Source organism: Serratia grimesii (assembly GCF_900186025.1).
Classification (GTDB): Bacteria; Pseudomonadota; Gammaproteobacteria; order Enterobacterales; family Enterobacteriaceae; genus Serratia; species Serratia grimesii.
The window spans coordinates 1,214,084-1,235,443 of record NZ_LT883155.1 but is presented as its reverse complement, the minus strand read 5'-3'; the positions used below and the strand labels follow the sequence as shown (position 1 = coordinate 1,235,443).

The 21,360-nt window shown below is 51.4% G+C and carries 21 protein-coding genes; 19 read left to right on the top strand and 2 right to left on the bottom strand.

Annotated features, from left to right (window positions below; genetic code table 11):
• Nucleotides 1-71: 71 nt before the first annotated feature.
• From SGBXF1_RS05725 to SGBXF1_RS05705, 5 genes are all read left to right on the top strand, one after another.
• Nucleotides 72-812 carry an amino acid ABC transporter permease gene (locus SGBXF1_RS05725; RefSeq protein WP_037418020.1) on the top strand — a complete coding sequence of 247 codons (741 nt, stop codon included), beginning with the start codon at nt 72-74 and terminating at the stop codon, nt 810-812.
• Nucleotides 812-1,486 (top strand): glutamate/aspartate ABC transporter permease GltK, encoded by a 675-nt coding sequence (gltK, locus tag SGBXF1_RS05720; protein ID WP_037418016.1) that lies wholly within the window; start codon nt 812-814, stop codon nt 1,484-1,486. The genes SGBXF1_RS05725 and gltK overlap by 1 nt, the downstream gene beginning before the upstream one ends.
• On the top strand, nt 1,486-2,211 hold the full coding sequence (locus tag SGBXF1_RS05715; RefSeq protein WP_012005648.1) for an amino acid ABC transporter ATP-binding protein: 726 nt from the start codon (nt 1,486-1,488) through the stop codon (nt 2,209-2,211). The genes gltK and SGBXF1_RS05715 overlap by 1 nt, the downstream gene beginning before the upstream one ends.
• A gap of 331 nt (nt 2,212-2,542) precedes the next feature.
• A complete protein-coding gene (rihA, locus tag SGBXF1_RS05710; RefSeq protein ID WP_130379557.1) occupies nt 2,543-3,475 on the top strand; it encodes a pyrimidine-specific ribonucleoside hydrolase RihA in 933 nt (310 codons plus the stop codon).
• A gap of 139 nt (nt 3,476-3,614) precedes the next feature.
• The gene (locus SGBXF1_RS05705; protein WP_061806869.1) at nt 3,615-4,313 is read left to right on the top strand and encodes an FMN-dependent NADH-azoreductase; all 699 of its coding nucleotides are present in this window, start codon (nt 3,615-3,617) and stop codon (nt 4,311-4,313) included.
• Nucleotides 4,314-4,370: 57 nt separating this feature from the next.
• Here the strand turns inward: SGBXF1_RS05705 and SGBXF1_RS05700 are convergent, their stop codons facing one another.
• Nucleotides 4,371-4,853 (bottom strand): zinc ribbon-containing protein, encoded by a 483-nt coding sequence (locus SGBXF1_RS05700; RefSeq protein WP_037418010.1) that lies wholly within the window; start codon nt 4,851-4,853, stop codon nt 4,371-4,373.
• A 327-nt stretch (nt 4,854-5,180) separates the two neighbouring features.
• Between SGBXF1_RS05700 and leuS the strand changes: the two genes are divergently transcribed.
• The 14 genes from leuS (at nt 5,181) to lipA (ending at nt 20,902) form a co-directional block, all read left to right on the top strand.
• Nucleotides 5,181-7,763 carry a leucine--tRNA ligase gene (gene leuS, locus SGBXF1_RS05695; protein ID WP_061806868.1) on the top strand — a complete coding sequence of 861 codons (2,583 nt, stop codon included), beginning with the start codon at nt 5,181-5,183 and terminating at the stop codon, nt 7,761-7,763.
• A gap of 14 nt (nt 7,764-7,777) precedes the next feature.
• The gene (gene lptE, locus SGBXF1_RS05690) at nt 7,778-8,338 is read left to right on the top strand and encodes an LPS assembly lipoprotein LptE (protein ID WP_037418006.1); all 561 of its coding nucleotides are present in this window, start codon (nt 7,778-7,780) and stop codon (nt 8,336-8,338) included.
• Nucleotides 8,335-9,369, top strand: a complete 1,035-nt coding sequence (gene holA, locus SGBXF1_RS05685; protein WP_061806867.1) for a DNA polymerase III subunit delta — start codon at nt 8,335-8,337, stop codon at nt 9,367-9,369. Before lptE ends, holA begins: the two co-directional genes overlap by 4 nt.
• Entirely contained in the window at nt 9,359-10,021 is a 663-nt protein-coding gene (nadD, locus tag SGBXF1_RS05680) for a nicotinate-nucleotide adenylyltransferase (protein ID WP_037418001.1), read from the top strand. The genes holA and nadD overlap by 11 nt, the downstream gene beginning before the upstream one ends.
• A 188-nt stretch (nt 10,022-10,209) precedes the next feature.
• On the top strand, nt 10,210-10,527 hold the full coding sequence (rsfS, locus tag SGBXF1_RS05675; protein ID WP_037417998.1) for a ribosome silencing factor: 318 nt from the start codon (nt 10,210-10,212) through the stop codon (nt 10,525-10,527).
• Nucleotides 10,528-10,530: 3 nt separating this feature from the next.
• Entirely contained in the window at nt 10,531-11,001 is a 471-nt protein-coding gene (gene rlmH, locus SGBXF1_RS05670) for a 23S rRNA (pseudouridine(1915)-N(3))-methyltransferase RlmH (protein ID WP_004949595.1), read from the top strand.
• A gap of 38 nt (nt 11,002-11,039) precedes the next feature.
• Nucleotides 11,040-12,935, top strand: coding sequence for a peptidoglycan DD-transpeptidase MrdA (gene mrdA, locus SGBXF1_RS05665; RefSeq protein ID WP_061806865.1), 1,896 nt, complete (start codon nt 11,040-11,042; stop codon nt 12,933-12,935).
• An 8-nt stretch (nt 12,936-12,943) separates the two neighbouring features.
• Nucleotides 12,944-14,056, top strand: a complete 1,113-nt coding sequence (mrdB, locus tag SGBXF1_RS05660; protein ID WP_037417991.1) for a peptidoglycan glycosyltransferase MrdB — start codon at nt 12,944-12,946, stop codon at nt 14,054-14,056.
• Nucleotides 14,057-14,066: 10 nt separating this feature from the next.
• Entirely contained in the window at nt 14,067-15,158 is a 1,092-nt protein-coding gene (gene rlpA / locus SGBXF1_RS05655) for an endolytic peptidoglycan transglycosylase RlpA (RefSeq protein WP_186427960.1), read from the top strand.
• Between the two features lie 176 nt (nt 15,159-15,334).
• On the top strand, nt 15,335-16,546 hold the full coding sequence (gene dacA, locus SGBXF1_RS05650; RefSeq protein ID WP_037417985.1) for a D-alanyl-D-alanine carboxypeptidase DacA: 1,212 nt from the start codon (nt 15,335-15,337) through the stop codon (nt 16,544-16,546).
• A 111-nt stretch (nt 16,547-16,657) separates the two neighbouring features.
• Entirely contained in the window at nt 16,658-16,921 is a 264-nt protein-coding gene (ybeD, locus tag SGBXF1_RS05645) for a DUF493 family protein YbeD (protein ID WP_020825613.1), read from the top strand.
• A gap of 134 nt (nt 16,922-17,055) precedes the next feature.
• Nucleotides 17,056-17,724, top strand: coding sequence for a lipoyl(octanoyl) transferase LipB (gene lipB, locus SGBXF1_RS05640; RefSeq protein WP_186427959.1), 669 nt, complete (start codon nt 17,056-17,058; stop codon nt 17,722-17,724).
• A 406-nt stretch (nt 17,725-18,130) separates the two neighbouring features.
• The gene (locus tag SGBXF1_RS05635) at nt 18,131-19,621 is read left to right on the top strand and encodes an asparagine synthetase B family protein (protein WP_186427958.1); all 1,491 of its coding nucleotides are present in this window, start codon (nt 18,131-18,133) and stop codon (nt 19,619-19,621) included.
• Between the two features lie 315 nt (nt 19,622-19,936).
• Nucleotides 19,937-20,902, top strand: coding sequence for a lipoyl synthase (gene lipA, locus SGBXF1_RS05630; protein ID WP_012005634.1), 966 nt, complete (start codon nt 19,937-19,939; stop codon nt 20,900-20,902).
• 95 nt (nt 20,903-20,997) lie between these two features.
• On the opposite strand, the gene tatA is transcribed toward lipA, so the two are convergent.
• Nucleotides 20,998-21,207 (bottom strand): Sec-independent protein translocase subunit TatA, encoded by a 210-nt coding sequence (gene tatA, locus SGBXF1_RS05625; protein WP_037417979.1) that lies wholly within the window; start codon nt 21,205-21,207, stop codon nt 20,998-21,000.
• Nucleotides 21,208-21,360: the final 153 nt, after the last annotated feature.

The following is a 21,360-nucleotide window of genomic DNA, read 5'->3' as shown; positions in this document are numbered from 1 at the left end:
GGCCGCGGGGCCATCGGCGTTGAATAGTCATCAATCTTTAGGCGCTCTGCGCCCGCTTAACGGAGTTTGTTATGTCAATAGATTGGAACTGGGGTATCTTTCTGCAGCAGGCCCCGTTTGGGAATACCACTTATCTCGGCTGGATTTGGTCTGGCTTTCAGGTAACGGTAGCCCTCTCCGTCTGTGCGTGGATTATCGCTTTCTTTGTCGGTTCGCTATTCGGTATCTTGCGTACCGTACCCAACCGCTTTCTTTCCACCCTTGGCACCTGTTACGTTGAATTGTTCCGTAATGTGCCGCTGATCGTACAATTCTTTACCTGGTATCTGGTGATCCCGGAACTGCTGCCTACCAACATCGGCATGTGGTTCAAAACTGAACTCGATCCTAACGTGCAGTTCTTTGTTTCTTCAATGCTGTGCCTTGGGCTGTTTACGGCTGCACGTGTGTGCGAACAAGTTCGTGCCGCCATCCAGTCACTGCCACGTGGCCAGAGAGCTGCCGGGCTGGCTATGGGCCTGACGTTGCCACAAACCTATCGCTACGTGCTGTTACCGAATGCTTACCGGGTGATTGTGCCGCCGATGACCTCGGAAATGCTCAACCTGGTCAAAAACTCCGCCATCGCTTCCACTATCGGGTTAGTCGACATGGCTGCCCAAGCGGGCAAATTGCTCGATTACTCAGCGCATGCCTATGAATCCTTTACCGCAATTACGCTGGCCTATATCGGCATCAATGCCGTCATCATGCTGCTTATGCGTTTGGTAGAAAGAAAAGTGCAGTTGCCCGGCAATATGGGGAGTAAATAATGTACGAATTTGACTGGGCATCGATTGTCCCAAGCTTCCCCTATCTCCTGCAGGGTCTGGTCATCACGTTGAAGATCACCGTGACCGCCATCGTTGTTGGTATCCTTTGGGGCACCATTCTCGCCGTCATGCGACTGTCGCCGTTCAAGCCAATCAGTTGGTTCGCTGCCGTGTACGTCAACCTGTTCCGCTCAGTGCCATTGGTTATGGTGTTGCTGTGGTTCTATCTTGTTGTTCCAAGCTTATTACAACAGGTTCTAGGCTTATCACCGAAAACCGATATTCGCCTGATCTCGGCTATGGTAGCCTTTTCCCTGTTTGAAGCGGCCTATTACTCGGAAATTATCCGTGCCGGCATTATCAGTATTTCGCGCGGTCAGTCCTCCGCAGCGCTGGCATTAGGTATGACCCACTGGCAATCCATGAGGCTGGTGATCTTGCCGCAAGCGTTCCGCGCCATGGTGCCGCTGCTGCTGACCCAAGGCATCGTACTCTTCCAGGATACCTCTCTGGTGTATGTACTGAGCCTGGCTGACTTCTTCCGTACCGCTTCCACCATCGGTGAGCGCGACGGTACACAGGTCGAAATGATCCTGTTTGCCGGCTTTGTCTACTTTGTTATCAGTCTCGCCGCCTCGGCGCTGGTAAGCTATTTGAAGAAAAGGACTGTTTGATGATATCCCTGAAAAATGTTTCTAAGTGGTACGGTCACTTTCAGGTTCTGACCGATTGCACCACTGAAGTCAAAAAAGGTGAAGTGGTGGTTGTCTGCGGTCCTTCAGGTTCAGGCAAGTCAACCCTGATCAAAACCGTCAACGGCCTGGAGCCGATCCAACAGGGCGATATCCTGGTGAACGGTACGCCGGTCAACAACAAGAAAACCAACCTGGCGCAATTGCGTTCCAAAGTCGGCATGGTGTTTCAGCACTTTGAGCTGTTCCCTCATCTGTCGATCATCGACAATCTGACGTTGGCACAGGTTAAAGTGCTCAAACGCGACAAAGCCGCCTCACGCGAGAAAGGCCTGAAGTTGCTGGAGCGCGTCGGTCTGACCGCTCATGCCAACAAGTTTCCCGGCCAGCTTTCCGGTGGCCAGCAGCAGCGTGTGGCTATCGCCCGTGCGCTGTGTATGGATCCTATCGCTATGCTGTTCGATGAACCCACCTCGGCGCTCGATCCGGAAATGATCAACGAAGTGCTGGACGTTATGGTTGAACTGGCGAACGAAGGTATGACCATGATGGTGGTAACCCACGAAATGGGCTTTGCCCGCAAGGTAGCCAACCGGGTGATCTTTATGGACGAAGGCAAAATTGTCGAAGACCGCAATAAAGACGACTTCTTCAACAACCCCGAGTCTGAGCGGGCTAAAGACTTCCTGGCGAAAATCCTGCACTGATTTAACTGATGCGCTCGTGCCCGTTATTAGGGAGAGCGCCCCTCGGTGCGCTAGGCCCGGGTATCTCAGGAAAAAAACAACACTTGTCTCAATATGCATGCGCTCCATTCGGGGCGCATCTCTCCCCTCCCGGCACTAAAAGCGCTTGTTTCTCCCTGGTTTTGATCCGATGCTCGGAACACAACTCTACCCTATGGCTTTCAAGTTGCAACTAGGCGACCAGCTCGCTCATCCCCAGGCGCTTACTTGAGTATTGAGTAAGTAACTGGGGTGAGCGAGTGCAGGTAACAACACTGCAGCTTGAAAGACGACGGGTAAAAAGGAGATAAATATGCCTCGCCCTATCATTATCGATTGTGATCCCGGCCTCGACGATGCCATTGCCCTTGCTATGGCGCTGAGTTCTCCGGAACTGGACGTTAAAGCCATCACCACCTCTGCCGGTAACCAGACGCCGGAGAAAACCCTGCATAATGCGCTCGGCCTGCTGACGCTGATGAAACGCGAAGATATTCCTGTCGCCGCCGGTGCTGCGGGCCCACTAATGCGAGAGTTGGTGATTGCCGACTATGTGCATGGTAAAACCGGCATGGGCAATACCCATCTGCCAACACCCACCATCAAGCCGGTCACACAAACCGCCGTCGAACTGATCGCCAGCCTGCTGCGCAGCAGCCCAGACCCGATCACACTGGTGGTCACCGGCCCAATGACCAACATCGCCCTGCTGCTGGCTCAATACCCTGAGCTGAAAAGCAACATCGAGCGTATCGTCTTTATGGGCGGCGGCATGAACGCCGGCAACACCACCCCGGTGGCGGAATTTAATATTTTCGTCGATCCGGAAGCCGCCGAAATGGTCCTGAAATCCGGTGTGCCAATGACTATGGCGGGGTTGAATGTGACTCACCAGGCGTTGGTGCTGCCACAGGATATTGAACGTATCCGGAACATCAAAAACCCTGTGGCGCAGGCCGTAGCAGAAATGCTCGACTTCTACCTGCCGCTGTATCTCAGCCACCCGCGCGGGTTACCCGGTGCCGCAATGCACGACCCCTGCACCATCGCCTGGCTACTGGCACCACAGTTGTTTGGCAGTATCGAACGCTGGGTCGGTGTAGAAACCAAAGGGGAGTACACCCAGGGGATGACGGTGGTGGATATCTTCGGGCAAAACGGCAAAGCGGCCAATGTGGAAGTGCTGACCGACATTGACCGCGAAGGGTTTATCAATCTGTTAACCGAACGCGTGGCGCGTTACTGATTGATAGCGCCCTCATACATTCAATTTTTTTGATTTAACTCAGCGAATTTTTACGCTATCACTGATCCAGGCTTGCCTCTAAGATGCTATCAAATGCACAGCAGCACTGACACCTTAGACCAAGCCTGGAGAATACCCGATGAGTCGTATACTGGTCCTGAAATCAAGTATCCTGGGTGATTACTCCCAGTCTGGAAAATTAGTCGATTTTTTTGTTCAACAGTGGCGTGAAGCACACCCAAGTGACAGCTTTACCTTCCGCGACCTGGCCAACCCGACCCTGCCGGAGCTGGATGGCGAAGTCATTGGCGGCTTTAGTGCCGGCGATAAGCCTTTAACACCACGTCAGCAAAAGACGCTGGCGCTTTCCGATGAGCTGATTGCCGAACTGAAATCGCACGACACCATTATCATCAGCGCCCCAATGTACAACTTCAATATCCCGACCCAGTTGAAAATCTATTTCGACCTGGTGGCACGTGCTGGCCAAACCTTCCGTTATACCTCAGAGGGTTCAGAAGGCCTGGTCACCGGTAAGAAAGCGATCGTGATCTCCAGCCGCGGCGGTATCCATGCCGATACGCCAACAGATCTGATCACACCTTATCTGAAGCTGTTCTTAGGGTTTATCGGTATTACTGACGTGGAGTTCGTGTTGGCGGAAGGTTTTGCTTACGGGCCGGAAGCAGCAGAAAAAGCGACGCAGGACAGCCGTATTGCAGTAGCTCAGAAAGTGCCTGCTGCGCAGTACATCGCGCCCGTCAGTCAACCTGAAATAGCAACAGCCCCAGCTAGCGGTGGTTTTCTCAGTAACCTGATGAAGAAACTGTTTGGTTAATGGCAATGCTCCTGCCCCGGCTCTTTCTCTGTGGGAGAAGTCCGGGGCGTGGGAATATTAAGGCTCGAAAGGACGACGCTGGAACTGATCGTGACCGCATTTCGGACATAGTGGCAGCACTTCTGGTGTGTAAAATGCCATATGATGATGGCACTGTTCGCACACCAGGTTACCCAGACCGACGACTTCACCGCTGTGGTAAACGCCATGATGGCTGACGTCTTTGAAGACTTCTCGCCATTCCAACTGGGTTTTATCCGTGATATCCGCCAGCTCCTGCCACAAGCTCTCCTTAATCACCCGCATAAAAACGCTATCGGTAAATTCGTCCCGGCTTTCCTGGTAGCTACGCGCAAACTCTTCCAAATCGCGCCGTACTGCCTGAGTAACCTGCTCCACTTCTTCGCGCGTCAGCTCACCGGCTTCATTCAGCCGTTTTTCAGCGCTCGCAACCAGTGAGTCGATATCACGCTCGCCATTTTTCAAACGTTCGGTCAGAGATGCCACCAATTCGCGGTAGTACTGAGCAACCTTGTTCATAATCTCTCCTCGATGAACTTACGTGACAGGGCTTTCCTCCCATACCCTATAGCTTTCAAGTTGCAGCCAGGCGCCTAGCTGCGGCTTGAAAGATGACGGGTATAAAGTAGCTCTTATCATTTTAGCGGTAAATTGCTGATGTCACTTGGCAACGCACAGGATCCTCAAGATGTGAGTCATATCATGGCGGCGATTTTTTAAATACGCCGAGTCGGGCGCTTGGTGTTGTTGCCGAGAGGTCTTATCAGCTATGCTATGCGGATCTATAAGTACTCAACAGAATGCTACGGATGTAGCTGTTTTACACCTACAGGACCACCAGCCGCCATGCAAGAGCAATACCGTCCAGAAGACATAGAATCGAACGTACAGCTTCACTGGGAAGAGAAGCAAACTTTCAAGGTTACCGAAGATGCGAGCAAGGAAAAGTATTACTGCCTATCCATGCTGCCATACCCATCAGGCCGTCTGCACATGGGGCACGTTCGTAACTACACTATCGGCGACGTGATCTCGCGCTATCAGCGCATGCTAGGTAAAAACGTACTACAGCCGATCGGCTGGGATGCGTTCGGTCTGCCGGCGGAAGGTGCTGCGGTCAAAAACAACACCGCACCGGCTCCGTGGACCTACGACAACATCGAATACATGAAGAACCAGCTAAAACTGCTGGGCTTCGGCTATGACTGGGATCGCGAGATCGCCACCTGCGATCCAGATTACTACCGTTGGGAACAGTGGTTCTTCACCAAGCTGTACGAAAAAGGTTTGGTCTATAAAAAGACCTCCGCGGTAAACTGGTGCCCACACGATCTGACCGTGTTGGCCAACGAACAGGTTATCGACGGCTGCTGCTGGCGCTGTGACACCAAGGTTGAGCGTAAAGAGATCCCTCAGTGGTTTATTAAAATCACTGACTACGCCGATCAACTGCTCAACGATTTGGACACGCTTGAAAGCTGGCCAGAGCAGGTGAAAACCATGCAGCGTAACTGGATTGGCCGTTCTGAAGGGGTGGACATCACCTTTGACGTGGCGGGCAGCGATGAGAAACTGACGGTTTATACCACCCGTCCTGACACCTTTATGGGTGCCACTTACGTCGCCGTTGCCGCGGGCCACCCGCTGGCGCAGCAAGGTGCAGTGAACAACCCTGCACTGACTGAATTTATCGAAGAGTGCCGTAACACCAAAGTGGCCGAAGCCGAAATGGCGACGATGGAAAAGAAAGGCATGCCTACTGGCCTGTTCGCCATCCACCCACTGTCTGGCGAGCAAGTGCCAATTTGGGTTGCCAACTTTGTACTGATGGAATACGGCACAGGTGCCGTGATGGCAGTCCCTGCTCACGATCAACGTGACTGGGAGTTCGCGACCAAGTACGGTTTGCCGATCAAACCGGTCGTGCTGGCACTCGACGGCAGCCAACCCGATGTGCAAGCCGAAGCGATGACCGAAAAAGGCACGCTGTTCAACTCTGGCGAGTTTGACGGTTTGGATCACCAAGCCGGTTTCAACGCCATTGCCGACAAATTGGTCGCCAAAGGCGTCGGCCAGCGCAAGGTGAACTACCGTCTGCGTGACTGGGGCGTTTCCCGTCAACGTTATTGGGGTGCGCCAATTCCAATGGTGACGTTGGAAGACGGTACCGTGATGCCAACACCGGAAGACCAACTGCCGGTGATCTTGCCTGAAGATGTGGTAATGGACGGCATCACCAGCCCGATCAAGGCCGATCCAGAGTGGGCGAAAACCACCGTAAATGGTCAGCCTGCTTTCCGTGAAACTGATACCTTCGATACCTTCATGGAGTCATCCTGGTACTACGCGCGTTACACCTGCCCGCAGTACGACAAGGGTATGCTGGACCCAGCCGCCGCCAACTACTGGCTGCCGGTTGATCAGTATGTTGGTGGCATCGAACATGCCATCATGCACCTGATGTATTTCCGCTTCTTCCACAAACTGCTGCGTGACGCAGGTCTGGTGGATTCCGATGAGCCGGCAAAACGCCTGCTGTGTCAGGGAATGGTGTTGGCAGACGCCTTCTATTACACCGGCAACAGCGGTGAGCGCGTTTGGGTTTCTCCAGTCGACGCCAACGTTGAACGTGACGACAAAGGCCGCATTATTAAAGCCACCGATCCACAAGGTCGTGAACTGGTCTATGCTGGCATGAGCAAAATGTCGAAGTCGAAAAACAACGGCATTGACCCACAAGTGATGGTTGAGAAATACGGCGCGGATACCGTGCGCCTGTTCATGATGTTCGCTTCACCGGCAGAAATGACGCTGGAATGGCAGGAATCCGGTGTTGAAGGGGCAAACCGCTTCCTGAAACGCGTCTGGAAACTGGCCTACGAACATCTGGAAAAAGGTGCAGTTCAGCCGCTGAACGTTGCGACACTGAACGAAGATCAAAAAGCACTGCGCCGCGATCTGCATAAAACCATCGCTAAAGTGACCGACGATATCGGCCGTCGTCAGACGTTCAACACCGCGATCGCCGCGGTAATGGAACTGATGAACAAACTGGCCCGTGCGCCGCAAGAAAGCGAGCAAGATCGCGCGCTGTTGCAAGAAGCACTGCTGTCTGTGGTACGGATGCTGTATCCGTTCACGCCGCACGTTTGCTTCTCACTGTGGCAGGCTCTGGGTGGCGAAGGTGATGTGGATACAGCAGCCTGGCCGCAAGCCGATGAGCAAGCTATGGTCGAAGACTCCAAGCTGGTCGTTGTGCAGGTAAACGGCAAGGTTCGCGCTAAAATCACTGTGGCAGCCGATGCAACCGAAGAGCAAGTGCGCGCGCGCGCTGCCGAGGAACATCTGGTCGCTAAATATCTGGACGGGGTTACGGTTCGTAAAGTGATCTATGTTCCGGGCAAATTGCTTAACCTGGTTGTGGGTTAACACAAGGAGGCGTTGTGCGACATCGTATTCTAACGTTGTTGCTGGGGTTGGCGGTGCTGGTCACCGCTGGCTGCGGTTTTCACCTGCGTGGAACCACGCAGGTGCCCTCAGAAATGAAAACGCTACTGCTGGATAGCGCAGACCCTTATGGTCCGCTGACCCGTGCAGTGCGTGAACAGTTGCGTCTAAGCGGCGTAACCATTGTCAAAGATGCGAAACGTAAGGATCTCCCTTCCCTGCGCATCATTGGCGCAACTGAAAGCCAGGATACCGCGTCTATCTTCCAGGACGGTAAAACCGCTGAGTACCAAATGGTGCTAACCGTTCAGGCACAGGTGCTGCTCCCGGGTCATGATCTGTACCCGCTGAGCGTGAAAGTGTTCCGTTCGTTCTTCGATAACCCGCTGACCGCATTGGCTAAAGACTCCGAGCAGGAGATTATTCGCCAGGAAATGCGTGAGCAGGCAGCCCAGCAATTGGTACGCAAACTGCTGACCGTGCATGCGGCAGAAGAAGAAACGCAACAAAAAGCAGCGGCCGCCGGTGAAAAAGCGGCAAGTCTCGCAGCACAATGATTCGTATTTATCCTGAACAACTTGCCGCGCAGCTCCGAGAGGGGCTGCGCGCTTGTTATTTATTAAGTGGTAATGAACCGCTATTGTTGCAGGAAAGCCAGGATCTGATCCGTCAGGCTGCACAGCAACAGCAGTTCACCGAGCACTACAGCATTTCGCTTGACGCCCATACCGATTGGGACGCCATTTTCAGCATCTGTCAGGCCATGAGTCTGTTTGCCAGCCGCCAGACACTGATGCTGATCTTCCCTGAGAACGGGCCAACCGCGCCGATCGGTGAACAGCTCGTCAAGTTGGCAGCCCTGCTGCATGACGATATTTTGCTGATACTGCGTGGGCCACGCCTGACCAAGGCACAAGAAAACAGCGCCTGGTTCAAGGCACTCACTCCGCATGGTGCTTATGTCAGTTGTCAGACGCCAGAGCAGGCGCAGTTGCCACGCTGGGTAGCACAGCGCGCCAAAACCATGAAGTTGGAATTGGACGACGCAGCCAATCAATTGCTGTGTTATTGCTACGAAGGCAATCTGCTCGCGTTGTCGCAGGCGCTTGAAAGGCTGTCACTACTGCATCCGGACGGTAAACTTACATTGCCGCGCGTTGAACTGGCGGTAAACGACGCCGCGCACTTCACGCCATTCCATTGGCTGGATGCTTTGTTGGCCGGGAAAAGTAAACGTGCCTGGCATATCCTGCAACAGATGCAGCAGGAAGATGTCGAACCTGTGATCCTGCTACGTACCCTACAGCGTGAATTACTGCAATTGCTGAACCTGCAACGACGCATGGCGTCAGTGCCATTGCGCACATTGTTTGATCAGTACAAGGTGTGGCAAAACCGTCGTAACCTGGTCACGCAAGCATTACAGCGGCTCTCCGGTGCCCAATTGCGCCAAGCGGTACATCTGCTGGCACAGATTGAAATTACCCTTAAGCAGGATTACGGCCAGTCGGTTTGGTCGGAGCTGGAAACCCTGTCAATGCTGCTGTGCGGCAAACCTCTGGCCACGAGTTTTTCAGATGCCCACTAAAACGCAAGACACCACCGTTCTGCACGCGTTGTTTGGCGGTACCTTTGACCCGATTCACTACGGCCATTTGCGGCCGGTAGAAGCACTCGCAACAGAGGTTGGCCTGAGCCGAGTCACGCTGTTGCCAAACCATGTTCCCCCGCATCGCCCTCAGCCCGAGGCTAATGCCCAGCAACGGTTGAAAATGGTGGAGTTGGCCATCGCCGATAACCCGTTATTTGCCGTTGACGACCGTGAACTGCACCGCACAACGCCGTCCTATACCATAGAGACGCTGGAAGCCATTCGTAAAGAACGTGGCGCTCAATTGCCACTGGCGTTTATTATTGGCCAGGACTCGCTATTGTCGTTACACAAATGGCACCGCTGGCAATCGCTGCTGGATACCTGTCACCTGCTGGTGCTGGCCCGTCCGGGTTACAATGATCGGATGGACACCCAAGAACTGCAACAGTGGTTGGAACAGCATCAGGTGACCGATGCCACACAGCTTAGCCTAAAGCCTCAAGGCTATATCTATCTGGCAGATACACCACAGTTGGAAATTTCTGCCACGGAAATCCGCCAGCGCCGCCATCAAGGCCTCAACTGTGACGATCTATTGCCACGTTCAGTACAACGCTATATCGAGTTACAGGGTTTATATCGCTAGCGAGAGCCGCATGATATACTGCGCCGCTATTTTTCAGGTATTCGCTGAAAACCCCGGAAACCTTAGCTGGCCGGGCAGTCACCAGCTGGCTTTCAGCGGCATCCTGCCGACTTATCATTGATTCAGGCCGCAATACGGGCAGTTGCCCGCCGCAGTCGAATGAACCGAACACACCCGAGGGGGAACCTTTGCAAGGTAAAGCGCTCCAAGATTTCGTCATCGATAAAATTGATGACCTGAAAGGCCAAGACATTATCGCTCTGGATGTACAGGGTAAATCCAGCATCACCGATTGCATGATCATCTGCAGCGGTACCTCGACCCGTCACGTGATGTCGATCGCCAACCACGTTGTGCAAGAAGCGCGCAACGCGGGTATGGAACTGTTCGGCATGAAAGGTCAGGAAGCTTCTGACTGGGTCGTTGTCGATTTAGGTGAAGTGATTGTTCACGTGATGCAAGAAGAAAGCCGTCAGTTGTACGAGCTGGAAAAACTCTGGAGCTAAGCGGTGAAACTGCAACTGGTAGCGGTCGGCACTAAAATGCCAGACTGGGTGCAGACCGGCTTTATGGATTATCTGCACCGCTTTCCGAAAGACATGCCGTTTGAGCTGACCGAAATCCCGGCGGGCAAGCGCGGCAAGAATGCCGATATCAAACGCATTCTGGAAAAGGAAGGTGAGCAGATGCTGGCGGCGGTGGGCAAAGGCAATCGTATTGTCACGCTGGATATCCCCGGTACGCCGTGGGAAACACCGCAGTTGGCGCAACAGCTCGAACGCTGGAAGCAGGATGGCCGCAACGTCAGCCTGTTAATTGGCGGTCCAGAAGGGCTAGCCCCTGCGTGCAAGGCCGCAGCCGAACAAAGTTGGTCGCTCTCGCCGTTGACATTGCCGCATCCTTTAGTGCGCGTTCTGGTGGCTGAAAGCCTCTATCGCGCCTGGAGTATTACAACAAATCATCCTTACCACCGGGAATAACCGGTGGTAACCGTGACAGAGTGAAATAAAGCAGCGGGATGAAAATAGAACGTAACCCTTTTCGCGACTATACGGCTGAATCGGCCCTGTTTGTACGCCGCGCCCTGGTGGCGTTCTTGGTCATCCTGGTGCTGACCGGCATCCTCATCGCCAATCTGTATAATCTGCAAATCGTCCGTTTTGAGGATTACCGCACCCGCTCCAACGAAAACCGCATCAAACTGGTGCCCATCGCCCCCAGTCGCGGCATAATTTACGATCGCAACGGCACTCCGCTGGCGCTCAACCGCACGATTTACCAACTGGAATTGATGCCGGAAAAGATCGACGATCTTAAGGCCACGCTGCAGGCATTGCGGCCAGTGGTTGATCTGACCGATGACGACATCACCAATTTCGAGAAAGAGCGCAAACGCTCGCGCCGTTTTGTCTCTATCCCGGTGAAAACCGCCCTGAACGAAGTGCAGGTGGCGCGTTTCGCGGTTAACCAATTCCGCTTCCCGGGTGTCGAAGTCAAAGGCTATCAACGCCGCTACTACCCTTATGGTTCTGCCCTGACCCATGTGATCGGCTATGTGTCGAAGATCAACGACCGTGACGTTGAACGGCTGGATAAAGACGGCAAACTGGCCAACTACGCCGCGACACATGATATCGGCAAGCTGGGCATTGAACGCTATTACGAAGATACTCTGCATGGTAAAACCGGCTACGAAGAGGTTGAAGTCAACAACCGCGGCCGAGTGATCCGCCAACTGCATGAACAGCCCCCTTCTGCCGGTCAAGACGTTTACCTGACACTGGATCTCAACCTGCAACGCTATATTGAGCAGTTGCTGGTCGGCAGCCGCGCGGCAGTGGTGGTAAGCGATCCACGCACCGGTGGCATTCTGGCGATGGTCTCGAACCCCAGCTATGATCCGAACCTGTTCGTTGATGGCATCTCCAGTAAAGACTATCAGGGGCTGCTGAATGACCCGAACCGGCCACTGATCAACCGTGCCACACAAGGGCTTTATCCACCGGCCTCAACAGTGAAACCGTACATTTCCGTCTCGGCGCTCAGCGCCGGGGTGATCACCAAAAATACCACCCTGTTCGATCCCGGCTGGTGGCAATTGCCCGGTTCAGAAAAACGCTTCCGCGACTGGAAAAAATGGGGCCATGGCCGCCTGAACGTCACCAAGGCGTTGGAAGAATCAGCGGATACCTTCTTCTATCAAGTCGCCTACGACATGGGTATCGATCGCCTGTCGACTTGGCTGACCCGATTCGGTTACGGCGAATATACCGGCATCGATCTGTCCGAGGAACGTTCCGGCCTGATGCCGACCCGTGAATGGAAATTCAAGCGCTATAAAAAACCCTGGTATCAGGGTGACACCATTCCGGTAGGTATCGGCCAGGGCTACTGGACGGCAACACCGATCCAGATGGCCAAGGCACTGACCACCCTGATTAACGACGGCAACGTCAAAACGCCACACCTGCTGCAAAGCACCAGAATCAATGGTGCCCTGGTTCCCTTCACACAGGAAGAGAGCAAGCAGATCGGCGATATTCATTCTGGCTTCTGGGAAATTGCCAAAGATGGCATGTATGGTGTAGCCAACCGTCCGAACGGGACGGCGCGTAAGTACTTCTCGGATGCACCTTACAAAGCCGCGGCGAAATCGGGTACCGCACAGGTATTCGGCTACGAAACCTACAACGCCCACAAACTGGCGGAACACCTGCGTGACCATAAGTTGATGACCGCCTTTGCACCGTATAACAATCCAACGGTATCGGTCGCCATCATTCTGGAAAACGGCGGCTCCGGTCCGGCGGTCGGGACGATCACTCGTCAGATCCTCGATCACATTTTGCTGGGCGACAACAATACGCAATTACCATCTGAAGCCCCACTGCCACCAGGCGTAGAGGGTGATTAAGGTAGAACATGACTGAAAGCCAACAAAAGGGCTCGATCTGGACCAAAATCCATATCGACCCCACATTCCTGCTCTTAATTCTGGCCTTGCTGGTCTACAGCGCGTTCGTGATGTGGAGCGCCAGCGGCCAGGATATTGGCATGATGGAGCGCAAGATCGGCCAGATTGTCATGGGGCTGATAGTGATGGCCGTCATGGCGCAAATTCCACCGCGGGTCTATGAAAGCTGGGCGCCGTATTTGTATATTTTCTGCGTGATCCTGCTGATACTGGTAGACGCTTTCGGCCAGATCAGTAAAGGCGCGCAGCGCTGGCTTGATCTCGGTTTTGTGCGCTTCCAGCCGTCCGAGATCGCCAAGATTGCCGTGCCGCTGATGGTGGCGCGCTTTATGAACCGCGATGTCTGTCCGCCTTCGCTGAAGAATACCGCCATTGCACTGGTGCTGATTTTCCTGCCAACCCTGTTGGTTGCGGCACAGCCGGATCTGGGGACCTCAATTCTGATTGCCGCCTCCGGTCTGTTTGTACTGTTCCTTTCCGGCATGAGCTGGAAGCTGATCGCCGTGGCCGCGCTACTGCTGGCCGCCTTTATCCCAGTACTGTGGTTCTTCCTGATGCACGGTTATCAGCGTGACCGCGTCATGATGCTGCTCGATCCGGAAACCGACCCACTGGGCGCCGGCTATCATATTATTCAGTCAAAAATCGCCATTGGCTCCGGTGGCCTGTCAGGCAAGGGTTGGCTGCACGGTACCCAGTCGCAATTGGAATTCCTGCCGGAACGCCACACCGACTTTATCTTCGCGGTATTGGCCGAGGAGTTAGGGTTGGTCGGGGTACTGGTGCTTCTGGCGCTGTATCTGCTGGTGATTATCCGCGGGCTGATGATCGCCGCCAAGGCACAAACCACCTTCGGCCGAGTCATGGTCGGTGGCCTGATGCTGATTTTGTTCGTTTATGTGTTTGTTAACATTGGTATGGTCAGTGGCATTTTACCGGTAGTTGGCGTACCTTTGCCTCTGGTCAGCTACGGGGGTTCGGCGCTGATTGTGCTTATGGCCGGGTTCGGCATCATCATGTCGATCCACACGCATCGGAAAATGATGTCTAAAAGTTTATAAGAGGTGAGTAATGCGTAAGGAATGGCTTTGGGTCGGCGTAGTCGCGGTGTTACTTTCCGCCTGTACCGCCCCGACCTCGGAACAACAAGCGCCACCGCAGCAGCCCTATAACGGGCCCGTGGTGGAAATCGGCGGCGTTGAGCCTCAATATGAACCCTATAACCCTAATAACATGCAGGATTATAAGGTTAATGGCGACACTTACCGCATCGTGAAAGATCCGCAGAACTTCTCGCAAACCGGCCTGGCCAGTTCCTATGGTGAAGAAGCCCGTGGTAACACCACGGCCCTGGGAGAACAGTTCGATCCTAACGGTCTGACCGCCGCACACCCAACGCTGCCGCTCCCAAGCTACGTGCGCGTAACTAACCTGGCCAATGGCCGCCAACTGGTGGTTCGGGTTAACGATCGTGGGCCTTACACCAAAGGCCGTATTATCGATCTGTCAAAAGCCGTTGCCGATCGCCTGAACCTGTCCAACAACACCAAGGTCAAGGTTGATTTCATCAATGTTGCCCCGGACGGCACCTTGAGCGGCCCTGGCACCATTGGTACCACCGTTGCCAAACAAAGCTACGCACTGCCCTCTCGTCCGGATCTCGGTTCCAGCAGCATGGGGACTCCCGTACAACAGGATATCCCTGTCGCCAGCGGTGCCGCAGTACGCCCGATTGACAACAGCAGCCTGAATACCGGCGATGACGCCCCAGCAGCGGCCACCAGTAATAGTAGCCGCAGCGGTTTCCTGGGTGCACCGAGTGCCGTCCCGGCAGGCGTACTGGAAGGGTCCGAACCTGAACCTGCAGTTAACGCTGCCGCCATTGCGGCCCCAGTAGCTGCCACAGCAGCCGTTGGGGCAAGCAGTATGGCTTCTGGCGGAAGCTATGTCGTCCAGGTTGGTGCACTGAGCAGTGCTGAACGTGCACAGACCTGGCAACAAAGCCTGAGCCAAAAATTTGGCGTGCCGGGTAAAGTGGCCGCCAGCGGCAACGTATACCGCGTACAGTTAGGCCCGTTCAGCAGTCGCCAACAAGCGGCTCAACTGCAACAACGCCTGGCTACCGAAGCGCAGCAACAATCTTTTGTCACTGCTGCACCTTAAACAGAGTTCCGGCAGAAATCGCGACTGATAACCATTCCTTTAGCTGAAACATTTTCTTTCAGCTAAAGCCAGTAAAGCGCGATGAGTCAGAGGATTGGCTAATGCCTGCCGGGATCTCATCTGTTATAGTGTGGCTCGTTTTTAACTTTACCCTCATGGATGTTGTAGTCTCGATCATGAAACAAGTAACTTCTTTCCGTTTAATCAAGAGCATAGCGCTCGGCACCGTTATCGCGATGAGTGCAACTACTGTTGCGCATGCCGATGACGTTAATATCAAGACCATGATCCCAGGGGTACCGCAGATCGATGCGGAAGCCTACGTCCTGATTGATTACAACTCCGGTAAAGTTTTGGCCGAAATGAACGCCGATGCGCGCCGCGACCCAGCCAGCCTGACCAAAATGATGACCAGCTACGTCATCGGCCAGGCGCTGAAAGCAGGCAAAATCGGTCAGGAAGACCTGGTTACCGTCGGACAAGATGCCTGGGCAACCGGCAACCCGGTATTCAAGGGCTCTTCGCTGATGTTCCTGAAGCCAGGCGACCGCGTACCGGTTTCCAAGCTGACCCGCGGCATTAACCTGCAGTCCGGCAACGATGCCTGTGTGGCGATGGCCGACTACGTGGCAGGTAGCCAGGATGCGTTCGTTAATCTGATGAATACCTACGTCAGCAAGTTGGGCCTGCAAAATACCCATTTCCAAACCGTACACGGTTTGGATGCACAGGGTCAGTACAGCTCGGCACGCGATATGGCGTTGATCGGCCAAGCGCTGATCCGCGACGTGCCAGATGAATACGCAATTTATAAAGAAAAAGAGTTCACCTTCAACAATATCCGCCAGATGAACCGTAACGGTTTGCTGTGGGATACCAGTCTGAACGTGGACGGCATCAAAACCGGTCATACCGATGCTGCAGGTTATAACCTGGTTGCCTCTGCAACTGAAGGCCAGATGCGCCTGATCTCTGCGGTACTGGGTGGTCGTACTTATAAAGGCCGTGAAACCGAAAGCAAAAAACTGCTGACGTGGGGCTTCCGCTTCTTCGAAACCGTTGCACCACTGAAAGTGGGTAAAGAGTTCGCCTCTGAGCCAGTGTGGTTCGGTGATACGGATCGCGTTGAGTTGGGCGTAGACAAAGACGTTTACCTGACCATTCCACGCGGCCGAATGAAAGATCTCAAAGCCAGCTACGTGTTGAACACACCAGAAATTCATGCCCCTCTGGCTAAAAACCAGGTTGTCGGCAGCATCAACTTCCAGCTCGATGGCAAAACCATTGATCAGCGCCCACTGGTGGTGATGAACGAAGTGAAAGAAGGTGGTTTCTTCAGTCGTATCGTGGATTACATCAAACTGATGTTCCACCACTGGTTCGGTTAACAGTTGAAATGGGCGAAATCGCCCCCATATACTGATTAACTTTAACTCCCGCTCCGGCGGGAGTTATAATTTATAGAATCGCTATATTGATAGCCGCACTCTGGAGCGCACATGAAAACTAAACTGAACGAACTGCTCGAATTCCCTTGCTCATTTACCTACAAAGTAATGGGCTTGGCACAACCCGAGCTGGTAGACCAGGTGGTTGAAGTGGTGCAGCGCCATGCTCCTGGGGATTATAACCCACAGGTTAAACCGAGCAGCAAAGGCAATTACCACTCCGTGTCCATCACCATCAACGCGACTCATATAGACCAGGTGGAAACCTTATATGATGAGTTGGGCAACCTTGAAATTGTCCGCATGGTGCTGTAATTCCAGCACAAACACCTGCTTTTCAACCCGGGACAGAGTATTCTCTGCCCGGGTTGCGCATTTTTGGTCAGCGAAATGCTGGTCGCGGGCCAGAGCGCCCGGTATAATGGCATTACCACTTCTGTAACCTGGCGATGACTCTTTTGCAACCAGACAAGATCATTTTGCGTCAGCTGGGGTTGCAGCCCTACGAGCCTGTATCCCAAGCCATGCACAACTTCACCGATCGCCGAACCGAGACCACGCCCGATGAGCTGTGGTTGGTTCAGCATCAGCCCGTGTTTACCCAAGGCCAAGCCGGTAAAGCCGAGCATCTGTTAATGCCGGGTGACATTCCGGTGATTCAGAGCGATCGTGGCGGCCAGGTGACATACCACGGTCCGGGGCAACAGGTGATGTATGTGATGGTTGATCTGAAACGCAACAAAGTTGGCGTTCGCCAGCTAGTCACGGCTATTGAAGATACCGTTATTAATACCCTTGCACACTTCAACATCGAGTCACGCGCCCGTCCGGATGCGCCCGGTGTTTACGTGGGGGAGCAAAAAATTTGTTCGTTGGGTTTGAGGATCCGTAAAGGCAGTTCATTCCACGGCTTGGCCTTGAATGTCGCCATGGATCTTACCCCTTTCCAGCGTATCAACCCTTGTGGTTACGCCGGCATGCAGATGGCGCAGGTCAGCGCGCTTGTGCCTGGCGTTGGTATTGAAGACGTACACCCAGTCCTGGTACAGGAATTTGTTCATTTACTCGGCTACCCGAAGGTCGAGCTTCGTAACTGGAGAGTGGAAGAGTACATCTAACTATCTATAAATAAATTAACCCACTGTTTTTTATTTATCAAATATTATCAAAGAGAGTCATAGCTAGAAACCTATAATAACTATGACTCTTATTCACACCTATACTCACTCCCCTATAATTTTAGATATAATAGTCCCACCTCAAATTAAAATAATATTTTTTATAAAAAATGTCAGATCTCAACAATTTTCTTCAATACTTCTCTTCTAAAATTCTTGTATAGTTAGTTGCACTTACAATAATTTCATCACGGAACATAGTAACCCATTGATTAAACTAAATTAAATTTAATTTTGATATCTCCAAACAAGACAAGATTTACTTTTAGTAATAAAAACTTGCATAAACTTTACTTATAAAAGAAAATAATTATTCTTAAGAAGAAAACATAATACGGGCCAAAGAATGAATTCATTATTAAGTCTTCGTAGACAATTTATACTATCCCCTTCCGTTATAACTGGTTTAACAGAGCATTTCTCTCAAGAGAAATTTGGAGATCATCATCTTTACACTCATAAAGAGCTTAAAACACATTCTGTAGGCAATGATGATAATACATATAGCATCACTTTATTAGGTTTTATTATTAGCCCAATTAATATAGAAAAAAGTGACAGGGATATAATTTCAGAATTGATAAAAGACCAACCGTCCATCGATGAGTTTTCTAAAAAACTAAATCACCTCACCGGTCGATTTGTTATTTTATTAAAAATAAAAGATAAAAACTACGTCTTCCATGATCCTTGTGGGTTACGAAGTGTTAATTATAAAAAAAGTGAGAATGGGATTTATATTGGTTCGTCAACCGAAATAATAAAGCTAGCTTGTAGTATACAAAAGGGGATAAATCACAGCGCTTACATAGAATCATCTTATATGGAAAGAGATATTGAACATTGGATCCCAAGTGGCCTGTCTTTATATGATGATGTTGAGCATCTAGTACCAAACCATTACTTAGAGTTCAATGCCTCCTCACAAAAGAGATATTGGCCTAATCGTAAGCTTGAATCAATGGATGCAAAAAAAGCGGCCAAAGAATCAGCTAATTTAATTGAAAACTCAATACTTTCCGCAAGTAAAAGATTCAAAATAGCCATCCCTATGACTGCAGGCTGGGACTCGCGACTAATTCTCGCATTGTCTAAAAAAATAAGCAATGAGGCGTATTTCTATACTTTAAAATACCGTTCTCTTGATGAAAAATCCGATGACATATCAATTCCAAAAAAGTTACTAAATAAATTAAATTTATCCCATAACATACTTAACTGCGATCAATCACCAACTGAAGAATTTAAGAGTATTTATGAAAAAAACTCTGTCCCATCTCACTTTAATGATTGGGGGAAAATTGCATACGGTATTTTTTCTAACTACCCTCAAGAATTAGTATGTCTGAAAGGAAACTGTTCAGAAATAGCTCGTTGTTTCTACTATCCTAGCGGAGAACATAAGCCAATCAGAAGCTACGAAGATATACTTTCTTTAGAGCCTGAATGGGAAAAAATTCCATTTATAAGAGAAAAAATAAAAAATTGGTTTAGTGAAGCCTATGAAACCTCATCAAAATACAAAATTGATATTCTAGATCTATTTTACTGGGAGCATCGCATGGGGAGTTGGCAGGCTCAAAGCCAACTAGAGTGGGATATAGCTCAAGAGGCATTCACTCCTTATAACAACCGTGAACTATTAGAGGTTATGCTTTCTACCTCTGCAAAATTAAGAAGCCGCCCGAATTTCATTTTTTATAAAATGATAATTGAATTAAAGTGGCCTGAAACATTAAAAATGCCAATTAACCCCCCTGATATGAAAACTAGGATTAAAGACATATTAATAAAAGCAGGGCTATTTAACTTTATAAAATCAATTACCAATCGTTAAAAAAATATAGCAGCCTTTACTCGGCTGCTTCTATTTATCATGTTTGTTAAATTTCTCATGTACTCTCGCTAAACTGCTTTGTTCCCATGGCTATATAATATAATTTAGTATTTCCCATAAAAAACCAATAATTCAATTTGTTACAAAAAACACTACCACATATGTTTGCATGATCTCCTGATTAAAGTGACTGAATGAAACGTTATAAAAGTGTATAATCTTCATCTAGCGTTGGCTTCATTGAGCAAAGATTTTCATAACAAATTGAAATCAAACCAAAAATAACATCAGCACGTAACTGGAACCTGCACGATTATGAGTAAACCAATTCAGATGGAACGCGGCGTAAAATACCGCGATGCAGACAAAATGGCGTTGATCCCGGTTAAAACGGTGGTCACCGAACGGCAGGAGCTGTTGCGTAAACCCGAGTGGATGAAAATCAAACTCCCTGCCGACTCTACGCGCATTCAAGGCATTAAAGCCGCAATGCGTAAAAACGGTCTGCATTCGGTGTGCGAAGAAGCTTCTTGCCCGAATCTGTCTGAGTGCTTCAACCACGGCACAGCCACCTTTATGATCCTGGGCGCTATCTGTACCCGCCGCTGCCCATTCTGCGACGTGGCACACGGTCGCCCAGTCGCCCCGGATGCTAACGAGCCGGAGAAACTGGCTCAAACCATCGCCGATATGGGTCTGCGTTATGTGGTCATTACCTCGGTTGACCGCGACGATCTGCGCGACGGTGGTGCTCAGCACTTTGCCGATTGTATCGCTGCCATCCGCGCTAAAAACCCGACCATCAAGATTGAAACGCTGGTACCAGACTTCCGTGGCCGTATGGATCGCGCATTGGAAATTCTGACCGAAACCCCACCGGACGTGTTCAACCACAATCTGGAAAACGTGCCACGTGTCTATCGTCAGGTTCGTCCAGGCGCTAACTACGAGTGGTCACTGAAGTTGCTGGAACGCTTTAAAGAAGCACATCCGCACATTCCAACCAAATCAGGCCTGATGGTCGGTCTGGGTGAGACAAATGCGGAAATCGTTGAAGTCATGCGCGATCTGCGTCGCCATGGCGTCACCATGCTGACTCTGGGCCAGTACTTGCAGCCAAGCCGTCATCACCTGCCAGTACAGCGTTATGTCAGCCCGGCCGAGTTCGATGAAATGAAAGAAGAAGCGATGGCGATGGGCTTCACCCATGCCGCTTGCGGTCCGTTTGTGCGTTCGTCCTACCATGCCGATTTACAGGCAAAAGGGATGGAAGTGAAGTAATCGCAGCAATGAATTGTTACGTTTCCAATCACGGAAACGGCAAAAAACGGATGTCCTTGTGGCATCCGTTTTTTATTACCCAACAAAAAGCGTAATTACTGGTCTTTCTTTTCCACGCTCTGTGGGTTGGACTGGCTTTCAGCCGTGTTTGCTGGTGGCGGTGTCGTATCATCACCGACAGCCTTTTTAAAGCCTTTCAGTGCAGCGCCTAAATCTGCGCCCAGAGAACGCAGTTTGCTGGTACCGAACAGCAAGATGATCAACACCGCAATCACCAGAAGTTTGGTAATACTGAGACCTTCCATACTCACCTTCTTATTCATATAGCGCTGCGGACGCAGCGAAAAAACAAACCTTGCCTGATAATATTTACCTACTTTCCCTGAGCCAAAACAACAGCAACATGTAACAGAGTGAGATCTTGCGCCAAGATGCCATTTTAAATGCCTTGAACATTA

Bases quoted from the DNA above. Each gene is read 5' to 3' on its own strand.
- SGBXF1_RS05725 (WP_037418020.1), top strand. From the start codon at position 72: ATGTCAATAGATTGGAACTGGGGTATCTTTCTGCAGCAGGCCCCGTTT.
- gltK (WP_037418016.1), top strand. From the start codon at position 812: ATGTACGAATTTGACTGGGCATCGATTGTCCCAAGCTTCCCCTATCTC.
- SGBXF1_RS05715 (WP_012005648.1), top strand. From the start codon at position 1,486: ATGATATCCCTGAAAAATGTTTCTAAGTGGTACGGTCACTTTCAGGTT.
- rihA (WP_130379557.1), top strand. From the start codon at position 2,543: ATGCCTCGCCCTATCATTATCGATTGTGATCCCGGCCTCGACGATGCC.
- SGBXF1_RS05705 (WP_061806869.1), top strand. From the start codon at position 3,615: ATGAGTCGTATACTGGTCCTGAAATCAAGTATCCTGGGTGATTACTCC.
- SGBXF1_RS05700 (WP_037418010.1), bottom strand. From the start codon at position 4,853: ATGAACAAGGTTGCTCAGTACTACCGCGAATTGGTGGCATCTCTGACC.
- leuS (WP_061806868.1), top strand. From the start codon at position 5,181: ATGCAAGAGCAATACCGTCCAGAAGACATAGAATCGAACGTACAGCTT.
- holA (WP_061806867.1), top strand. From the start codon at position 8,335: ATGATTCGTATTTATCCTGAACAACTTGCCGCGCAGCTCCGAGAGGGG.
- nadD (WP_037418001.1), top strand. From the start codon at position 9,359: ATGCCCACTAAAACGCAAGACACCACCGTTCTGCACGCGTTGTTTGGC.
- mrdA (WP_061806865.1), top strand. From the start codon at position 11,040: ATGAAAATAGAACGTAACCCTTTTCGCGACTATACGGCTGAATCGGCC.
- mrdB (WP_037417991.1), top strand. From the start codon at position 12,944: ATGACTGAAAGCCAACAAAAGGGCTCGATCTGGACCAAAATCCATATC.
- rlpA (WP_186427960.1), top strand. From the start codon at position 14,067: ATGCGTAAGGAATGGCTTTGGGTCGGCGTAGTCGCGGTGTTACTTTCC.
- dacA (WP_037417985.1), top strand. From the start codon at position 15,335: ATGAAACAAGTAACTTCTTTCCGTTTAATCAAGAGCATAGCGCTCGGC.
- ybeD (WP_020825613.1), top strand. From the start codon at position 16,658: ATGAAAACTAAACTGAACGAACTGCTCGAATTCCCTTGCTCATTTACC.
- lipB (WP_186427959.1), top strand. From the start codon at position 17,056: ATGACTCTTTTGCAACCAGACAAGATCATTTTGCGTCAGCTGGGGTTG.
- SGBXF1_RS05635 (WP_186427958.1), top strand. From the start codon at position 18,131: ATGAATTCATTATTAAGTCTTCGTAGACAATTTATACTATCCCCTTCC.
- lipA (WP_012005634.1), top strand. From the start codon at position 19,937: ATGAGTAAACCAATTCAGATGGAACGCGGCGTAAAATACCGCGATGCA.
- tatA (WP_037417979.1), bottom strand. From the start codon at position 21,207: ATGGAAGGTCTCAGTATTACCAAACTTCTGGTGATTGCGGTGTTGATC.